Raw genomic sequence first — 16,133 nt, 5'->3', positions numbered from 1 at the left:
GTCAGGCGCGCGCCAGAACATAGGTGCCGGGGGCGTCTCCAAGCGGTGTTAGGGTTCGGTCGCCGGGAATGCGAGCCGGAACACGGTGGATATCCTGCGCCTCCACCCATGCCTGCCAATGCGGCCACCAGGAGCCGGCGGTTTCAGTCGCTTCCTTCAACCAGCCATCCAGCGTATCTGCAGACTTGGCACCTGTGTCGCCTTGGGCCCAATAACGATACTTCGTCCGGCTCGGTGGGTTGACGACGCCGGCAATATGCCCGGAGCCGGAGAGAACGAATTCGACCGGCCCGCCGAACAGGGCGTTGCCGCGAAAGACAGAGCGGGCAGGGGCAATGTGATCTTCGCGCGTGGCGAGATTGTAGATCGGGATGGTTATGTCGCGGAGATCGATCGAGCCGCCGCCGAGCTTCATCTGGCCGGCGGAGAGCGCATTATCGAGATAACAGCTTCGCAGGTAATAAGCGTGGTTGGCGGCCGCCACCCGCGTCGAATCGGAGTTCCAGTAGAGCAGGTCGAAGGCCATAGGCTCCTTGCCCTTCAGGTAGTTGTTGACGACATAGGGCCAGATCAGCTCCGAAGAGCGGAGAAGGTTGAACGCCGCCGCCATCTGCGACGCCGCCAGGTAACCGCTCGCCTTCATCTGCGCCTCGATGACGGCAAGCTGCTCCTCATCGACGAACACCTTCAATTCGCCGGCCTCGGCGAAATCCACCTGCGCGGTCAAAAGCGTGGCGGAGGCGATGCGCGTATCTTTCTTCTTCGCATGCCATGCAAGTGCCGCTGCAAGCAACGTTCCGCCGACGCAATAACCGATGACGTTGGACTGTTTCTCCCCGGTTGCCTGTTCGGCCGTATCGAGCGCGAAATCGATGCCTTCGCGAATGTAGGATTCCCAATCCTTTGCCGCATGATCGCGGTCCGGATTGACCCAGGAGATAACGAACACCGTATGCCCCTGATCGACGCACCACTTGATGAAGCTCTTTTCCGGCGTCAGATCGAGGATGTAGAACTTGTTGATCCAGGGCGGCACGATCACCAGCGGGCGCTTTAATACCGTCTCGGTTGACGGCGCATATTGGATGATCTCGCAAAGCTCGTTGCGGGCGATCACCTTTCCCGGCGTGATTGCGAGGTTGGTGCCGACGGAAAACCGGGTGGCATCGGTCTGGCGCAGTCGCAAATGCCCGCCGCCGGCGATCACGTCTTCGGTCAGCATCCGCATCCCGGTGACGAGGTTCATGCCCTGGCTTTCCACCGTCGCACGCCAGACCTCCGGATTGGTCATCGCGAAATTGCTGGGTGAAAAAGCGGCGGTGAACTGCCTGACGTAGAAACGGGCCTTGTATTTGGTGATCTCGTCCAGCCCGTCCGCCTCGCTCACCAGCCTTTCGGCCCAGGTGGCGCTTGCCAGGTAGATCTGCCGCAGGAAGGAGAAAAACGGATTGCGATACCAGTCCTCGTCGGCAAAGCGCCGGTCCTTGTTTGCCGCCATCTCGGCCTCGGCGCTCTTTTCCTCTGTCCCGCCCGTCTGCTGAATGCTGCGCATCCAGATCTCGAAATAGGTGGATAGAAGCAGTGTTTGCGCTTCGAGCATCCGTTTTTGGTCGGAAGTCCAGTATTCTGTGAGCGCCGACATGGTCTTGATGAAATCGCCGATCGGCCCGGCGAAAAGATCATCCGATGTCTCGCCGCGTTCGCGTGGACCGAGCCATTCGGAGGCGGCGCGACCCAGATTCTCGAATGCCCGCGCAGCATTCATCATCAGGGACTGGGGGTCCTTGATCGCATAGGCTTCGAAGAAACGCGCATCGAAGCCCGGAAATTCCTGTCCGGAATGCCCGTGATCGTCGGACTTTTGCGCCAATCGCAGCCTCCCGTGCATGACCGTTGTTTTCATTTGTACATCGCGCCCGAAACCGAATACAAGTGCCGGAAAGGACGACGATGGCGGATCACCGCCCGCGTCAAGGTCGGACAGGGTCCGATGACGGCATTGACGGAGATGGGGCAGGCCATGGGAATTCTAAAGCGCGGGATCGGATGTTTGTCTGTCGCGGCACCTCTGGCTCTATTGCCGCTGCTGGCCTCCTGCAACAGTCAGAGCTTTGCGCTTGACGACGGTATCCCCAGCACCGCGCCGCCGGCCGTTATTTCTCAGTCTAAGACTGAACGCGCGCCGGGTCCGCTGGTCAAGAAGGATACCGGCACCTATCCAACCTTCGATCGCACGCTTCTCGCCGCCAACGAGCAGATCGAGGACGAGGATTACAACAAGACCGAGCCTCGTATGGCAGCACTTGCTCGTGCTCGCCGCAGCGGTTCGATCAGCGAAGCTGAATACAAGAAACGCGTCGCCGAATATCGCAAATTGGCCACTGAGCACGGCACTGACGCGCTGAACACCATCTCGAAGTAACGGGCCGCCTCTCTTAGCACTTGCCTTTCGTCCTGTTTGGCCGCAAAGCAATCGGATGCGACACATTGATGTCGCTCAATTGCTGCTTCGTGCGCCAATGGGAAGAGAGATGGAAGAGTTTCATAAAGTCCGCAGACTGCCGCCTTACGTTTTCGAACAGGTCAACCGTTTGAAGGCCAGCGCGCGAGCGGGTGGCGCGGACATTATCGATCTCGGCATGGGTAATCCCGACCTTCCGACACCGAAGGCGATCGTCGACAAGCTGTGCGAAGTGGTTCAGGACCCGCGCACCCACCGCTACTCGTCCTCCAAGGGCATTCCGGGGCTGCGCCGCGCTCAGGCCGCCTATTACGCTCGCCGATTCGGCGTGAAGCTCAACCCGGATACACAGGTCGTTGCGACTCTCGGCTCGAAGGAAGGCTTTGCCAACATGGCGCAGGCGATTACCGCGCCTGGCGATGTCATCCTTTGCCCCAACCCGACCTATCCGATTCACGCCTTCGGCTTCCTGATGGCAGGCGGCGTGATCCGCTCCATGTCGGTAGAGCCGGACGACAGCTTCTTCCCGCCGCTTGAGCGCGCGGTAAAGCACTCGATCCCCAAGCCGCTGGCGCTGATCATCAACTATCCGTCCAACCCGACGGCCTTTGTGGCGAGCCTCGATTTCTACAAGGACGTCATCGCATTCGCCAAGAAACATGACATCATCGTGTTGTCTGACCTTGCCTATTCCGAGATCTATTTCGACGACAACAATCCGCCGCCGTCGGTACTGCAGGTTCCGGGCGCAATGGATGTCTGCGTTGAGTTCACCTCGATGTCGAAAACTTTCTCCATGCCGGGCTGGCGGATGGGCTTCGCCGTCGGCAACGAGCGCCTGATCGCAGCGCTGACGCGTGTGAAATCCTATCTGGATTACGGCGCGTTTACGCCGATCCAGGTTGCTGCAACCCACGCGCTGAACGGCGATGGCTCCGATATCGCGGAAGTCCGAAATGTCTACAAGCGCCGCCGCGACGTGATGGTCGACAGCTTCGGCAAGGCCGGTTTCGAAGTGCCGCCGCCGGCTGCCACCATGTTTGCCTGGGCAAAGATCCCGGAAAAGTTCCGTCACCTCGGCTCGCTTGAATTCTCCAAGCTTCTCGTCGAAAAGGCGGACGTCGCTGTCGCTCCGGGTATCGGTTTCGGCGAAATGGGCGACGATTACGTTCGCCTCGCACTCGTTGAAAACGAGCATCGGATCCGCCAGGCGGCCCGTAATATCAAGAAGTTTTTCTCGACCGTCGACGAGACGATGCACAACGTCATTTCGTTGAATACGCATCGCTAAGTCGGTCATCGACCGTCATAATCCTCAAGCGGCCCGTTCGTGGCCGCTTTTTCAAACATCGGGAATGCGAAATGGCAGACGCCCTCAAAGTCGGCATCGCGGGTCTTGGAACCGTGGGTGCTTCGCTGGTCAAGATCATCCAGACACGTGCCAATGAACTGGCCGTGACATGCGGACGAGCGATCGAGATCACTGCCATTACCGCCCGCGACCGCAACCGTGACCGTGGCTTCGACATGTCCGGCATGGCGTGGTTCGAAACGCCGGAAAAGCTTGCAGCAGAAGCCGATATCGATGTCTTCGTCGAGCTGATGGGCGGCGCCACGGGTGCCGCGGCCGATTCTGTTAGGATCGCGCTGGAACGTGGTCTCCATGTCGTGACCGCCAACAAGGCGCTTCTGGCGGCCTCAGGCGTCGAGCTTGCGACGATTGCCGAAGAAAAGGGCGCGCTCCTGAATTTCGAAGCCGCCGTTGCCGGCGGTATCCCGGTCATCAAGGCGCTGCGCGAGAGCTTGACGGGTAACACTGTCTCGCGCGTCTATGGTATCATGAACGGCACCTGCAACTACATCCTCACCAAGATGGAGAAGGAAGGCCTTTCGTTTGAGGAGTGCCTGAAGGAAGCCCAGCGTCTCGGTTATGCCGAGGCCGATCCGGCCTTCGATATCGAGGGCAATGACACGGCGCACAAGCTTGCTATCCTGACGACGCTCGCTTTTGGCACGAAGATCGCGGCCGACGAGATCTATCTCGAGGGCATCACCAACATCTCGATCGACGACATTCTGGCTGCTGCCGATCTCGGTTACCGCATCAAGCTGCTCGGCGTTGCCCAGCGCACCGAAAGCGGCATCGAACAGCGCGTTCACCCGACCATGGTGCCCCATGACAGCGTGATTGCGCAGGTCGATGGCGTCACCAATGCCGTGGCGATCGAATCCGATATTCTCGGTGAACTTCTGATGGTCGGCCCCGGCGCTGGCGGTAATGCGACGGCCTCGGCCGTGCTTGGCGATATCGCCGACATCGCCAAGAGCCAGCCCGGTGCACAGCGCGTGCCGGTTCTCGGCACTCCGGCAGTCGCACTTGCCCCTTATCAGAAGGCCCGGATGCGCAGCCATGAAGGCGGTTATTTCATCCGCCTGACGGTTGCCGACCGCACCGGCGTTTTTGCCAGCGTCGCGGCGCGCATGGCGGAAAATAACATTTCGCTGGAATCGATCGTCCAGCGGCCGAAGCCCGCACAGACGGACACCTCCAAGACGATCATCCTCGTCACCCACGCCACGACCGAAGCATCTATCCGCAAGGCAGTCGAGGGGATCAAGCAGGAGACCTATCTCGTCGGCGAGCCGCAGGTGATCCGCATCGAGCGGCCCCGCGCATCCTGAAAAATCTCGGGCCGGCTGCGTAACAACAGCCAAGAACAAGAAGCCAAGGCGTAGCGTGTAGACCTGAAGGGGCGACGCGCTTTGGCCCTATTTTAGTATTTTGTGAAAATATTCCCGAATGACAGTTTGATGACTGGTCGCAGGGAGAAAATCGCCGTACACTCTCGTCATTCACCATCGCAGGAGGAGGCGTTTGCGTGATGTCTATTGACATGAGTGACGGCCTTTACGGCCAACCCAAGCGTCACAGCGGGCACAGCGGGCACAGCAGTGTGCCGTATCTGAAGCTTGTTTATTCGTTCAACGAGGATTTGGTTGGCGAAGACGATGGCGAGCCTGAAAGGGCAGGTTCATTTGTTGTCGCTATCCTCGCTGTTGCATCGGCGTCTATGTTCGCTGCAGTGTGGTTGTTGATTCACAACTGGCTTTGACGCGAAAGCATTTCCGCTTCTGCACGTCGTCGGCTATGGATAGCCGATGACGACAAAGACATTTACCGCTTTAACGCCCCAGGAACCCGCGGATCCCGTCCAGAGGGCATTTCTAGGAGTGGAGCGGTCTGTATCCGGGCAGCGCTGGATGTCCAGGCTCGATCAGGCAGCGCAGAACCGTGCGCTGGCAATCGCTCAGATCCATGGAATTCCCGAGATCATCGCCCGTGTTCTTGCCGGGCGTGGCGTGTCTTTGGACGATGCTCCGGCGTTTCTCGATCCGACCATCCGCTCGCTGATGCCCGATCCATTGACGCTGACGGATTGCGACAAGGCTTCGGCGCGAATTCTCAAGGCGATCCGCCGGCGCGAACGTGTCGCTATATTCGGCGACTATGACGTCGATGGAGCATCGTCCTCAGCACTTCTCTATCGTTTCCTGAAGCATTTCGAGATCGATGCCGAAATCTACATTCCTGACCGCATATTCGAAGGCTATGGCCCGAATGCTGCCGCTATGGAACAGTTGATCGCACGCGGCGCGAGCCTGATCGTCACCGTCGACTGTGGTTCGACTAGCCACGAATCGCTTGCGGCCGCCGCGGCGAAGGGATGTGACGTCGTGGTGATCGACCATCACCAGGTAGGAACCGAGCTGCCGAAAGCGGTCGCGCTCGTCAATCCCAATCGCGAAGACGATTTGTCGGGGCAGGGGCATCTATGTGCCGCCGGCGTGGTGTTTCTTGTTCTTGTCGCCACCGCGCGTCTTTTGCGTGAAGCCGGAGACCGGCGAGCGGCAAATCTAGATCTTCTTGCCTGGATCGATCTCGTGGCGCTCGCGACCGTGTGTGATGTTGTGCCGCTCAAGGGGCTGAACCGAGCTTACGTAGTCAAGGGGCTGATTGCGGCCCGCCATATGACCAATCTCGGCCTCGCGGCACTTTTCAGGAAGGCTGGCCTATCGGGACCGGTTACGCCTTATCATTTTGGCTTCCTCATCGGTCCGCGCATCAATGCCGGCGGACGCATCAGCGATGCAGCGCTCGGCAGCCGCCTCCTGACCCTCGAAGACAGCGTGCGGGCAGAGGAAATCGCAGCCCGCCTCGATGAACTCAACCGGGATCGTCAAGCGATGGAAGCGGCGATGCTTGCCGAAGCGGAAGCCGAAGTGCTGGCCGAATACGGAGACGGCGAGGGCGCCAATGTTCTGGTCACCGCACATGGAGGCTGGCATCCCGGCATCGTCGGTCTGCTTGCGGCTAGGCTGAAGGAGAAGTTCAAGCGCCCCGCTTTCGCGATCGCCTTCGATTCGCAAGGGAAAGGCACCGGCTCCGGCCGCTCGATCAATGGTTTCGACATGGGCCATATGGTGCGCGCGGCCGTGGAGAATGGCCTGCTGGTGAAAGGTGGCGGTCATGCCATGGCAGCGGGCCTCACCGTCGAGCGAGCCAAACTCGGGGCGTTGAGGGCGTTTTTCGAGGAGAGTGCCGCCTCGCGCGTGCCGTCTCTCGTCTCAAGCCACTCATTGAAGATCGATGGCGCTCTGTCGGCATCAGGAGCAACCCTCGACCTTTTCGATCAATTGGAAAAAGCCGGGCCCTATGGCTCCGGTCATCCGCAGCCGATCTTCGCCATCCCCTCCCATCGTTTGAGGGATGTCCGTCCGGTGGGCACTGCTCACATCAAGATAACACTGGAAGCAATGGACGGCTCACGCCTGGACGGGATCGCTTTCCGTGCCGCAGATACACCTCTGGGCGACCTCCTGATGAAATCACGCGGCCTGCAAATCCATGCCGCCGGAAGCCTGAGCGCAGACTATTGGCAGGGCAGTCGACGGATACAGTTGCGCCTGCTGGATGCAGTGCTGGCCAAATGATTTTCCGATTTTCTGGATAAGAAAGTGGCACGCCCTAGGGGAGTCGAACCCCTCTTTTCAGAATGAAAATCTGACGTCCTAACCGATAGACGAAGGGCGCGTGCGGTGAGCGCTCTCATAGGGGGGAAGAGCAAATATCGCAAGCGAAAAATGCGTGTCTTCACCATCTTCTGCAGAAAAAACAGAAATATCCACAAAGCCGAATAGGCTCTTTTGAACAATGACTTGGCGGAGGGGGAGTGGCACGCCCTAGGGGAGTCGAACCCCTCTTTTCAGAATGAAAATCTGACGTCCTAACCGATAGACGAAGGGCGCGTGCTGTGGCGCCCTTATAGGGGCGTCGATTGAAGACCGCAAGCGCAAAAATGCACTTTTCAAAGGTCAAATTAAGAAAAATTCCAAACTGCCATCAGATGGTAATTGGGTAATTCTAACAATGACTTGGCAAAGGGGGGAGTGGCACGCCCTAGGGGAGTCGAACCCCTCTTTTCAGAATGAAAATCTGACGTCCTAACCGATAGACGAAGGGCGCGTGCTGAGGTGCCTTATAGAGAGGGGATTTCTTTCCCGCAAGCTGCAAAACGATGTTTTTTGCAAAAAAATGACAAGCGGTAAAAACTTGTATGAAACCAGAGAAGCGCTCGTGAAATCAGCAGCTTATCATGTTTCCATTGACGTCGTTGCCACAAGCGACGGGTGTGCCGGTGCTGAATACGCTGCGCGTCATTGCGTTCACGCCGCCAGCCGACATGGCTCTTGCCGCAGGATAGGGGGAATCGAGCGCAGTCGAGCCGGTCGTCATTGTCGCCGCCATTTCCGGGCCAGCCGCCTGGGCGTGCCCTGAAAAGATGCTTGTATTGCCGGCACGCACGCCGGTCGGCTCGGTTACCGCGCCGGCGATCGATGCCTGAAGGGGCGAATAGGTCTGTGTCAGTGCGTTGTGGGTGGGCGTGCCGCCGGCAGCTGTCTGCATGCCCATAACCTGCGTTCCCTTTTGGGGGGTCTTGCGGCCATGCGCGGTTGTCACCATCGGATCGACATAAGCGCTTTGGGAGCCTGTTGTCGCGGCCTCGCCCCTTGCGAGCATGTCGACCGCCGCCGCCGCGGTGTCCGCCTGGCCCGCATCATCTGCCTCAGCCACTTTTTTTGTCGTGGCGCAACTGCCGAGCAGGGTGATCAGAATTCCCGTCAGCGCAATCTGCCTGATGACGGTGCCTGTGGCAGAACGGGAAAAATGGCGGGGAGATATGGTCGTCAACGCTCTGGCCTTCCGGCTGGTGAGAAAGATTGAAGCCGCGAATCGCGTAGCGTCAATCATCACCTTCAAGCTTGCGTGGACCCTGAGTGGTTGACGGCGACACGAAATGCGCCGCCGTCAAAAGTCATTACCAGCTGCCGATATTCGGCATCAAGGCCCATGGCTCAGCAACCGGAAGATTGCCGCCTTTCTGGAGAATTTCGAATGAAATGCCATCGGGAGAACGTACAAAGGCCATGCGGCCTTCGCGCGGCGGCCGGTTGATGGTCACGCCGTTCTTCTGCAGATGCTCGCAATATTCATAGATATTGTCGACTTCGTAGGCGAGATGGCCGAAATTGCGGCCGCCCGTATAGTCCTCGGTGTCCCAGTTATAGGTGAGTTCCAGGCAAGGTGCCTGATTGGCTGTCGCCTGATCGATATCGTCGCTTGCGGCGAGAAAAACCAGGGTGAAACGGCCCTTTTCGTTTTCGATTCGGCGGACTTCTTTCAGGCCGAGCAGAGTTGTATAAAAATGAAGGGAGGCATCCAGGTCTTTGACCCGGACCATAGTGTGGAGATATCGCATTTGGATCCCTCGATTTAAGCGTTTTCGCCATCTTCGATATGGAACAGCCGCCAGCCTGGAGCAAGCCACCGCGAATAGAAAGGACGTGAATAAGAAGAACACGAGACTTGCGCTGGACGGTTGGCGCAATGTTAATCTATCCTCTAAGAATCAGTTAACCGTCATGTGTGGCGCGTAACCGAGGGGCCGACAGGTATGGCAGACAGAATGTCATCGAAGGGCATTGCCAGTTTCGAAGAATTTGCGGGTGAACCGGTTGATCTGATCGAGATCACCGGCGTCGTGAAATGGTTCGACGTGGCCAAGGGCTTCGGCTTCATCGTGCCGGACAACGGCATGCAGGACGTGTTGCTGCACGTGACCTGCCTGCGCCGCGACGGATACCAGACCATTCTCGAAGGCACACGCATCGTGGCGATGATCCAGCGACGCGATCGCGGTTATCAGGCCTTCCGCATCCTTTCCATGGACCAGTCGACGGCGGTTCATCCGTCGCAGATGCCGCCGGTACGCACCCATGTGCAGGTGACGGCGACGAGCGGTCTTGAACGCGCGCTGGTCAAGTGGTTCAACCGCACCAAAGGGTTCGGCTTCCTGACCCGCGGCGAGGGCACGGAAGATATCTTTGTTCACATGGAAACATTGCGACGATTCGGCCTGACCGAGTTGAGGCCGGGTCAGGTCGTTCTGGTGCGCTTTGGGCCTGGCGACAAGGGGTTGATGGCAGCCGAAATCCATCCTGATAACGTCGTGCCCACAAACCGGTCGCATTGATGTTTGCAACAGTTCGGTCAGAAACCAGGAATATTATGAAAGGCGCCTTGATGGCGCTTTTCTTCGTTTTTGTTGCCGCTGGCGCGTCATCGCAGACGGCGCAGGCGCAACAGGATATCGTTTTTCCACGATCAGAGCTGTCCATTCGCACCGCCGGCGGCAAGACTTATCCTTTCACAATCGAACTCGCGCTCAACGACGCGCAACGCGAACACGGCCTGATGTTCCGCAAGCAGATGGACACCAATCACGGTATGCTCTTCGATTTCGGAGCGGAACGTCAGGTGTCCATGTGGATGGAGAATACGGTTCTGGCGCTCGATATGGTCTTCATCCGGACCGACGGGTCGATCTCACATATCCGCGAAAACGCAGTCCCTTTTTCTCGCGACATCATCGATTCGCGCGGCCCAGTGAAATACGTGCTGGAACTCAATGCCGGCCGCACCAAAGCCCTCGGCATCAAGGTCGGCGACAAGGTAATCGGCAAGCCTTTGCACAATGGCGGCTGACTGCTGAGTTCGCGGAAACCACTTAAAAAAACCATCGCGACCGTAACTTAAAGACAGTCAACACAACAAGTTGCTGCTGTTTCGCAACAAAACGCGTTGAGATGAGCGCCTAAGCGCTTTAGAGCAGATGATTTTTTGGGAAATAAATGGTCGGAGTGGAGAGATTCGAACTCCCGACCCTCTGGTCCCAAACCAGATGCGCTACCAGACTGCGCTACACTCCGTGCCAAGGTGAAGGCGAGATACACGGTTCCTGGGCAGGCCGCAACTGCAAAAATAGACATTCTACAGGACAGGATACGTCAATCTGCGGATACCAGGATATTTTCTGCTTATAAGCGCAAATCTTCTGCCCGATAATGACGCGTTACCAGGGCTGTCGGATACGGTCTGCTTTGTTTGCAGAAAGAAAGAAGTGACAGAATTCGCCGCGCCAGTCCCGGTCCGCCGCCTCGGTCCGGTGGGTGGTGGGCGAATTCTGTTAGATAAATCTAATATAAAATGCGATCAAATCCAACCTTGCCGTGCACCAAAATCTCTTCGATGAAAATTCTTGATGACAATCATGGTCTTCGGTTGGTGGTTTTTGCGCGGTCGGTCATCTAAGAAGGATTGTCCTCCCATCAACGGATACCCGCCATGCCTACATTGCTTTCTGTGAACCTGAATGCCGTTGCCATGCTGCGCAATCGTCGTGATCTTCCATGGCCGAGCGTCGAAAATCTGGGGCGCATCGCACTTCAGGCGGGCGCTTCCGGCCTGACGGTTCATCCCCGGCCTGATCAGCGGCATATCCGCTTCTCGGACCTTCCGACGATCCGGGCGTTGATCGATGACGAGTTCTCTCATGCGGAATTTAATATCGAGGGATATCCGAGCGAGGATTTTCTCGCACTCTGTGAAAAGATCGAACCTGAGCAGGTTACGCTTGTGCCTGATGACCCGTCTCAGGCAACTTCCGATCACGGGTTTGATTTTCGCCGTGACGGCGAGATGCTGAAGCCGATTGTCGCGCGGCTGAAAAAGGGCGGCATGCGGGTGTCCCTGTTTGCCGATGGTGATGGAGACCTTGAGGCTGTCAAACTGGCAAAGGCCACGGGGGCCGATCGTATCGAGCTTTATACCGGTCCGTATGGCGGCTGCTTCGACGATCCGCAGAAGGGCGCGGACATTCTTGTCGATCTGGGTAAGACTGCGGATGCCGCAATCGCTCTTGGTCTGGGCATCAATGCGGGCCATGATCTGACGGTTGCCAACCTTCCGGCGCTGGTCAAACGTATCCCGCAACTGGCGGAAGTCTCGATCGGCCACGGCTTGACGGCCGATGCCTTGGAATTCGGCATGGCGGAAACCGTCCGCCGCTTCCGCCGCGTCTGCGGTCAGGCGGTCTGAGGTCTGCATCCTGTCGGATCACTTTGAATTGGATCGGTGATATGCGCTCAGCGCATTTGTTCTTGAGGATTATCAACCTAAGTCACTGTTAGCGCGGCTCCACCGTTGAGGTTGGAGCCTGCGTCAATTGAAGCTGCCAGAAGAAAGGGCGCTTACAGTGATCAAGCATAGGATTGTCGTCGTCGGCGGTGGTTTCGGAGGGATCCAGACCGTTCATGGGCTCAAAGGCAGCTCCGCCGATATAACCCTGATAGACCGGCGCAATCACCATCTGTTCCAACCGCTTCTCTACCAGGTCGCGACGACATTGCTCGCAACCTCGGAAATCGCCTGGCCGATTCGCAGGCTTTACCGCGATCGGAAGGATGTCACCACCATTCTGGATGAGGTTGTCGGCGTTGATACGGAAGCCAAGCTTGTTCGCCTCCAGTCCGGCCGCGCTATCCCTTATGACACGCTCGTTCTGGCAACCGGCGCACGCCACGCCTATTTCGGCCGCGACGAATGGGAAAAGCTCGCCCCGGGCCTCAAGACGCTGGAAGATGCAACGACGCTGCGTCGCCGTATCCTGCTTGCCTTCGAGCGCGCAGAACTTTCGGAGAAGACGGCCGACCGCGATGCGCTATTGACCTTCGCCATCATCGGCGCCGGTCCGACCGGCGTCGAGATGGCCGGCACGATTGCGGAACTTGCCCAGAAAGTTCTGCCGCCGGAATTCCGCAGCATCGATACGACAGCAACGAAGGTGATACTGATCGAGGCCGGCCCGCGGGTTCTGGCAGCCTTCTCCGAGGATTTGTCGGCTTATGCGAAATCAGCGCTGGAAAAGCTTGGCGTCGAAGTCAGAACCGGGAAGCCTGTAACTGCGATTACCGAGGAGGGGGTCACGGTCGGCGAAACCTTCGTGCCTTGCCGGACGGTCATCTGGGCGGCTGGCGTGCAGGCATCTCCCGTCGCACAATGGATTCGCGCCGAGGCCGACCGGGCGGGGCGTACCATTGTTGGTCCCGATCTTTCTGCCGCACACGATCCGAACATTTTCGTCATTGGTGACACAGCGTCGGTCAAACAGGACGATGGAAAGCCTGTTCCCGGTATCGCGCCGGCTGCCAAGCAGCAGGGCGCTTATGTGGCCAAAGTCATCAAGGCGCGTCTGGCTGCCAAGCCTGCGCCGGCACCCTTCAGGTATTTCCATCAGGGCAGTCTTGCGACGATCGGAAAACGCGCCGCTGTCATCGATTTCGGCAGGATAAAGCTTAAGGGCGGGCTTGCCTGGTGGATATGGGGGCTCGCCCACATCTACTTCCTGATCGGCACGCGATCACGGCTCGCCGTCGCCTGGAGCTGGTTATGGATCTATCTTTCGGGCCAGCACAGCGCTCGCCTGATAACCCAGAAAGAGACGCTGAAAGACGAGGCGTGATCCGGCGATCATCATGCTCGGGCCTGTCCCGAGCATCTACTGCCGCCTCAGCAGCTGCAACGCAGACAGACCCTCGTCGAGAGGCGAGGGTGGCGCCGGATAAACAGCACCTCCGGATGTGTATTAAACAACGACGCCGGTGCGCGCCGTGTTGAGCGTCAGCTTGCGCTCGGCGCGCTCCTGTTGCGGCGAGCGGTTATAAACCTCGCGATAGCATTTGGAAAAATGCGAGGCGGAAACGAAGCCACAGGCGACCGCCACTTCGACTACCGGCATGGAGGACTGCACAAGCAGATGGCGGGCGCGATCCAATCTGATTTCGAGATAATACCGTGCCGGCGAACGGCCCATTTCCTGGCGGAACAGCCGTTCGATCTGCCGACGGGATAGGCCGGCATCATCGGCGATCTCGATGAGCGACAAAGGCTCCGCAAGATTATTTTCCATCAGCTCGATGATCGAAAGCACCTTGGAGTTCTGTACCCCGAGACGCGCGCGAAGCGGTAGGCGCTGACGGTCATGCGGGTTGCGCACCCGGTCGGTCAATTGCTGTTCGCAGACCCGGTTGACGAGGTTGTCGCCAAAATCCTGGCCTATCAGGTTGAGCATCATGTCGAGCGATGCCGTGCCGCCGGCGCAGGTATAGAGATTGCCGTCGACCTCATAGAGATCGGCATAGACCTCTGCCTGCGGAAAGGCTTCGGAAAAACCGGGCAGGTTTTCCCAGTGGATCGCACAGCGCTTGCCGTTGAGCAGGCCCGCCTGCGCCAGGACATGCGCTCCGGTGCACAGGCTGCCGACGGCGATTCCACGATTATAGGTCTCGCGCAGCCACGCATTGACGGACTTGTTGTTGAATTCCTCGACATAGATACCTGAGCAGACGAGAACCATGTTCGGCCGGTTTTCGCCGCTAAGATGACGTCTTTCGTCTGCCAGCGACGAATTGACTTCTATACCTATCCCGCTTGACGAGTATACCTTTTCGCCATCGGCGGAACAGAGACGCCAGCTATAAGCCGAATAACCGAGCATGCGGTTGGCAATCCGGAGCGTTTCGATCGCCGCCGAAAACGGCAGCATGGTGAAGTGTGGAACGAGAAAGAAGACGATCGTGCGCTTCTTTACCTGTGGCTTGCTGGTCAGATCCATTGTCGTAGTTCCCCTTGCCGCCGCTTGATGCGGTCTTGCATTGCTTCAAAAGCGACACTCGCATGGATGCTAGTCTTGAGCAGAGCTTTTGACGACAGGGAAATGGCATTTTTGCGACATCTAGGCGTCGCACTGGTGATAGGTTGCTGGCTTTTCCTGCATTTTATCAAATTGCCGGAATGCGACATGGTCCGCAGCGTCTGGCTGGCGGACCATGTCTAGGGTTCAGATCTCTGTATCGCCGGAACTATCCGGCCCGTATAGCGGGTCGCCCCCGGGATGAACATCACTTGCCGATCGTTGTCGGCCAGCCAATGTCCTTGCGGATTTCCTGCGGAAGTCCTTCCAACATGCGTTCCGTCTTGCGGCGGTTCCAGGCTGCAACCGCACGGTCGAACAGGGACATGACCTGCTGCGGGCGGGAGGTCTGAGGCTTTGATGAGGCGCCCAACCGGCGCTCGTTGAGATAAGTGATAGTCGTCATTTCGTTTGCTCCTTGGATTTCGTTCAGATTTTCGGCGGCTTCCTTCTGGGAGGGAAAAGGCCAATCCATCAATCGATCGGATGGCTGTCGCACATCTTATGAAATTCTGTTTTGCAACGACGCCTGCTTCCGATGTTTTGCAGTATCCGCCCTGTTTGACTTTCAATCAAACGAAATGATATGGTGCTTAAGTTAAGAAAATTTGATGGGTGCACCGATGACCGTACCGTTCAGAACGCCGCTGCCATTGCTTGATAATGATGTCCTGCGCACTTTCGTCGCCATTGCCGAAACCGGCAATTTCTCGACAGCTGCTGATGTCGTACTGCGAACACCCTCGGCAGTCTCGATGCAGATCAAAAAGCTGGAAGAGCAGTTGAAGTCGACGCTTTTTCTGCGTGATGCCCGTTCAGTGACGCTCACCCAGAACGGCGAAGTGCTTTTATCTTATGCTCGGCGCATGCTGGCGTTGTCCAATGAGGCGGTGTCGCGCTTCGTAATGCCGGAACTGTCGGGCGTCGTACGCCTCGGCGCACCGGACGATATCTCCGAAAGGTTGCTGCCAAAGATCCTCAAGGATTTCGGCGAGCATTTTCCCGGCATCATGGTCGACGTAACTGTCGATCAGAGCACGCTGTTGCGCAAGCGTATGGAGGAACAGCGGCTTGATCTGGCACTGATCAACTGCGCCACCCGCCCGTTTCCGACCGGTGGCGAGATTATTCACACGGAAAAACTCGTCTGGGCCGGCGCCAAATGCGGCAATGCCTATCTGCGCGATCCGATTCCCATCTCCGTTTGGGAAGAAGGCTGCGTCTGGCGCAATGATGCAATCGCCCAGCTGGATAAACAGAAGCGGCCTTACCGGATCGCCTATGCCAGTGCCCACACGATGGCACAGCGTGCTGCAGTCGTTTCCGACCTGGCGATCGCGCCGTTCCCGCTGTCCTACATTACCGAGGACATGCAGATTCTCGGGCCCAAGGAAGGCATGCCGGATCTCATCACGTTCGATATCCGCCTTTTGACCGCGCCGAATCTCTCCATTCCGGCCAAGGCTGTTGCCGAGAGCATCAAGGATGCCTTCAGTTCGCTGGATGCCGTCGCGGCCTGAGTT

General features: G+C 57.9%; 15 protein-coding genes and 4 tRNA genes. 10 read left to right on the top strand and 9 right to left on the bottom strand.

Annotated elements, in window-relative coordinates; all coding sequences use genetic code 11:
- Position 1 precedes the first annotated feature (1 nt).
- Entirely contained in the window at positions 2 to 1,870 is a 1,869-nt protein-coding gene (locus MRBLMR1_RS30405) for a PHA/PHB synthase family protein (RefSeq protein WP_500067244.1), read from the bottom strand.
- On the opposite strand from MRBLMR1_RS30405, the gene MRBLMR1_RS30400 reads away from it, so the two are divergent.
- The 5 genes from MRBLMR1_RS30400 to recJ all read left to right on the top strand — a co-directional run bounded on the left by MRBLMR1_RS30400 (position 1,841) and on the right by recJ (position 7,453).
- The gene (locus MRBLMR1_RS30400) at positions 1,841 to 2,422 is read left to right on the top strand and encodes a hypothetical protein (RefSeq protein WP_183686906.1); all 582 of its coding nucleotides are present in this window, start codon (positions 1,841 to 1,843) and stop codon (positions 2,420 to 2,422) included. The genes MRBLMR1_RS30405 and MRBLMR1_RS30400 overlap by 30 nt on opposite strands.
- A 109-nt stretch (positions 2,423 to 2,531) precedes the next feature.
- Positions 2,532 to 3,752 (top strand): LL-diaminopimelate aminotransferase, encoded by a 1,221-nt coding sequence (locus tag MRBLMR1_RS30395; protein ID WP_148146442.1) that lies wholly within the window; start codon positions 2,532 to 2,534, stop codon positions 3,750 to 3,752.
- A gap of 71 nt (positions 3,753 to 3,823) precedes the next feature.
- Positions 3,824 to 5,143, top strand: coding sequence for a homoserine dehydrogenase (locus tag MRBLMR1_RS30390; protein WP_148146443.1), 1,320 nt, complete (start codon positions 3,824 to 3,826; stop codon positions 5,141 to 5,143).
- 200 nt (positions 5,144 to 5,343) lie between these two features.
- Positions 5,344 to 5,574, top strand: a complete 231-nt coding sequence (locus tag MRBLMR1_RS30385; RefSeq protein ID WP_148146444.1) for a hypothetical protein — start codon at positions 5,344 to 5,346, stop codon at positions 5,572 to 5,574.
- Positions 5,575 to 5,620: 46 nt separating this feature from the next.
- On the top strand, positions 5,621 to 7,453 hold the full coding sequence (gene recJ, locus MRBLMR1_RS30380) for a single-stranded-DNA-specific exonuclease RecJ (RefSeq protein ID WP_500067243.1): 1,833 nt from the start codon (positions 5,621 to 5,623) through the stop codon (positions 7,451 to 7,453).
- Positions 7,454 to 7,478: 25 nt separating this feature from the next.
- Here recJ and MRBLMR1_RS30375 read toward each other — a convergent pair.
- The 5 genes from MRBLMR1_RS30375 to gloA all read right to left on the bottom strand — a co-directional run bounded on the left by MRBLMR1_RS30375 (position 7,479) and on the right by gloA (position 9,279).
- Positions 7,479 to 7,553: transfer RNA gene (locus tag MRBLMR1_RS30375), tRNA-Glu, on the bottom strand.
- Between the two features lie 140 nt (positions 7,554 to 7,693).
- Positions 7,694 to 7,768 (bottom strand) — tRNA-Glu (locus tag MRBLMR1_RS30370).
- A gap of 142 nt (positions 7,769 to 7,910) precedes the next feature.
- Positions 7,911 to 7,985: transfer RNA gene (locus MRBLMR1_RS30365), tRNA-Glu, on the bottom strand.
- A 117-nt stretch (positions 7,986 to 8,102) separates the two neighbouring features.
- Positions 8,103 to 8,711, bottom strand: coding sequence for a hypothetical protein (locus tag MRBLMR1_RS30360; RefSeq protein WP_500067242.1), 609 nt, complete (start codon positions 8,709 to 8,711; stop codon positions 8,103 to 8,105).
- A gap of 127 nt (positions 8,712 to 8,838) precedes the next feature.
- A complete protein-coding gene (gloA, locus tag MRBLMR1_RS30355) occupies positions 8,839 to 9,279 on the bottom strand; it encodes a lactoylglutathione lyase (RefSeq protein ID WP_148146508.1) in 441 nt (146 codons plus the stop codon).
- Positions 9,280 to 9,474: 195 nt separating this feature from the next.
- Between gloA and MRBLMR1_RS30350 the strand changes: the two genes are divergently transcribed.
- A complete protein-coding gene (locus MRBLMR1_RS30350; protein ID WP_148146447.1) occupies positions 9,475 to 10,053 on the top strand; it encodes a cold-shock protein in 579 nt (192 codons plus the stop codon).
- A 35-nt stretch (positions 10,054 to 10,088) separates the two neighbouring features.
- Positions 10,089 to 10,565, top strand: a complete 477-nt coding sequence (locus tag MRBLMR1_RS30345; RefSeq protein WP_500067241.1) for a DUF192 domain-containing protein — start codon at positions 10,089 to 10,091, stop codon at positions 10,563 to 10,565.
- A gap of 147 nt (positions 10,566 to 10,712) precedes the next feature.
- On the opposite strand, the gene MRBLMR1_RS30340 is transcribed toward MRBLMR1_RS30345, so the two are convergent.
- A tRNA-Pro gene (locus tag MRBLMR1_RS30340) sits at positions 10,713 to 10,789 on the bottom strand.
- Positions 10,790 to 11,204: 415 nt separating this feature from the next.
- Between MRBLMR1_RS30340 and MRBLMR1_RS30335 the strand changes: the two genes are divergently transcribed.
- Positions 11,205 to 11,957: a pyridoxine 5'-phosphate synthase gene (locus MRBLMR1_RS30335; protein ID WP_148146448.1), complete on the top strand. Its 753-nt coding sequence runs from the start codon at positions 11,205 to 11,207 to the stop codon at positions 11,955 to 11,957.
- A 133-nt stretch (positions 11,958 to 12,090) separates the two neighbouring features.
- Positions 12,091 to 13,380: an NAD(P)/FAD-dependent oxidoreductase gene (locus tag MRBLMR1_RS30330; protein ID WP_210298050.1), complete on the top strand. Its 1,290-nt coding sequence runs from the start codon at positions 12,091 to 12,093 to the stop codon at positions 13,378 to 13,380.
- A 123-nt stretch (positions 13,381 to 13,503) separates the two neighbouring features.
- On the opposite strand, the gene MRBLMR1_RS30325 is transcribed toward MRBLMR1_RS30330, so the two are convergent.
- Positions 13,504 to 14,532, bottom strand: a complete 1,029-nt coding sequence (locus MRBLMR1_RS30325) for a GlxA family transcriptional regulator (RefSeq protein WP_148146450.1) — start codon at positions 14,530 to 14,532, stop codon at positions 13,504 to 13,506.
- A 286-nt stretch (positions 14,533 to 14,818) separates the two neighbouring features.
- A complete protein-coding gene (locus tag MRBLMR1_RS30320) occupies positions 14,819 to 15,016 on the bottom strand; it encodes a hypothetical protein (RefSeq protein ID WP_148146451.1) in 198 nt (65 codons plus the stop codon).
- A 217-nt stretch (positions 15,017 to 15,233) separates the two neighbouring features.
- Here MRBLMR1_RS30320 and MRBLMR1_RS30315 point away from each other — a divergent pair, with 217 nt between their 5' ends.
- Entirely contained in the window at positions 15,234 to 16,130 is an 897-nt protein-coding gene (locus MRBLMR1_RS30315; protein WP_148146510.1) for a LysR family transcriptional regulator, read from the top strand.
- The last annotated feature ends 3 nt before the right edge of the window (positions 16,131 to 16,133 follow it).

Origin of the sequence: Neorhizobium sp. LMR1-1-1.1 (genome assembly GCF_040675795.1) — a bacterium.
In the GTDB taxonomy this organism is placed as follows: domain Bacteria; phylum Pseudomonadota; class Alphaproteobacteria; order Rhizobiales; family Rhizobiaceae; genus Neorhizobium; species Neorhizobium cellulosilyticum.
The sequence above is the reverse complement of the archived record's forward strand: the minus strand, read 5'-3'. Positions and strand labels throughout refer to the sequence as shown.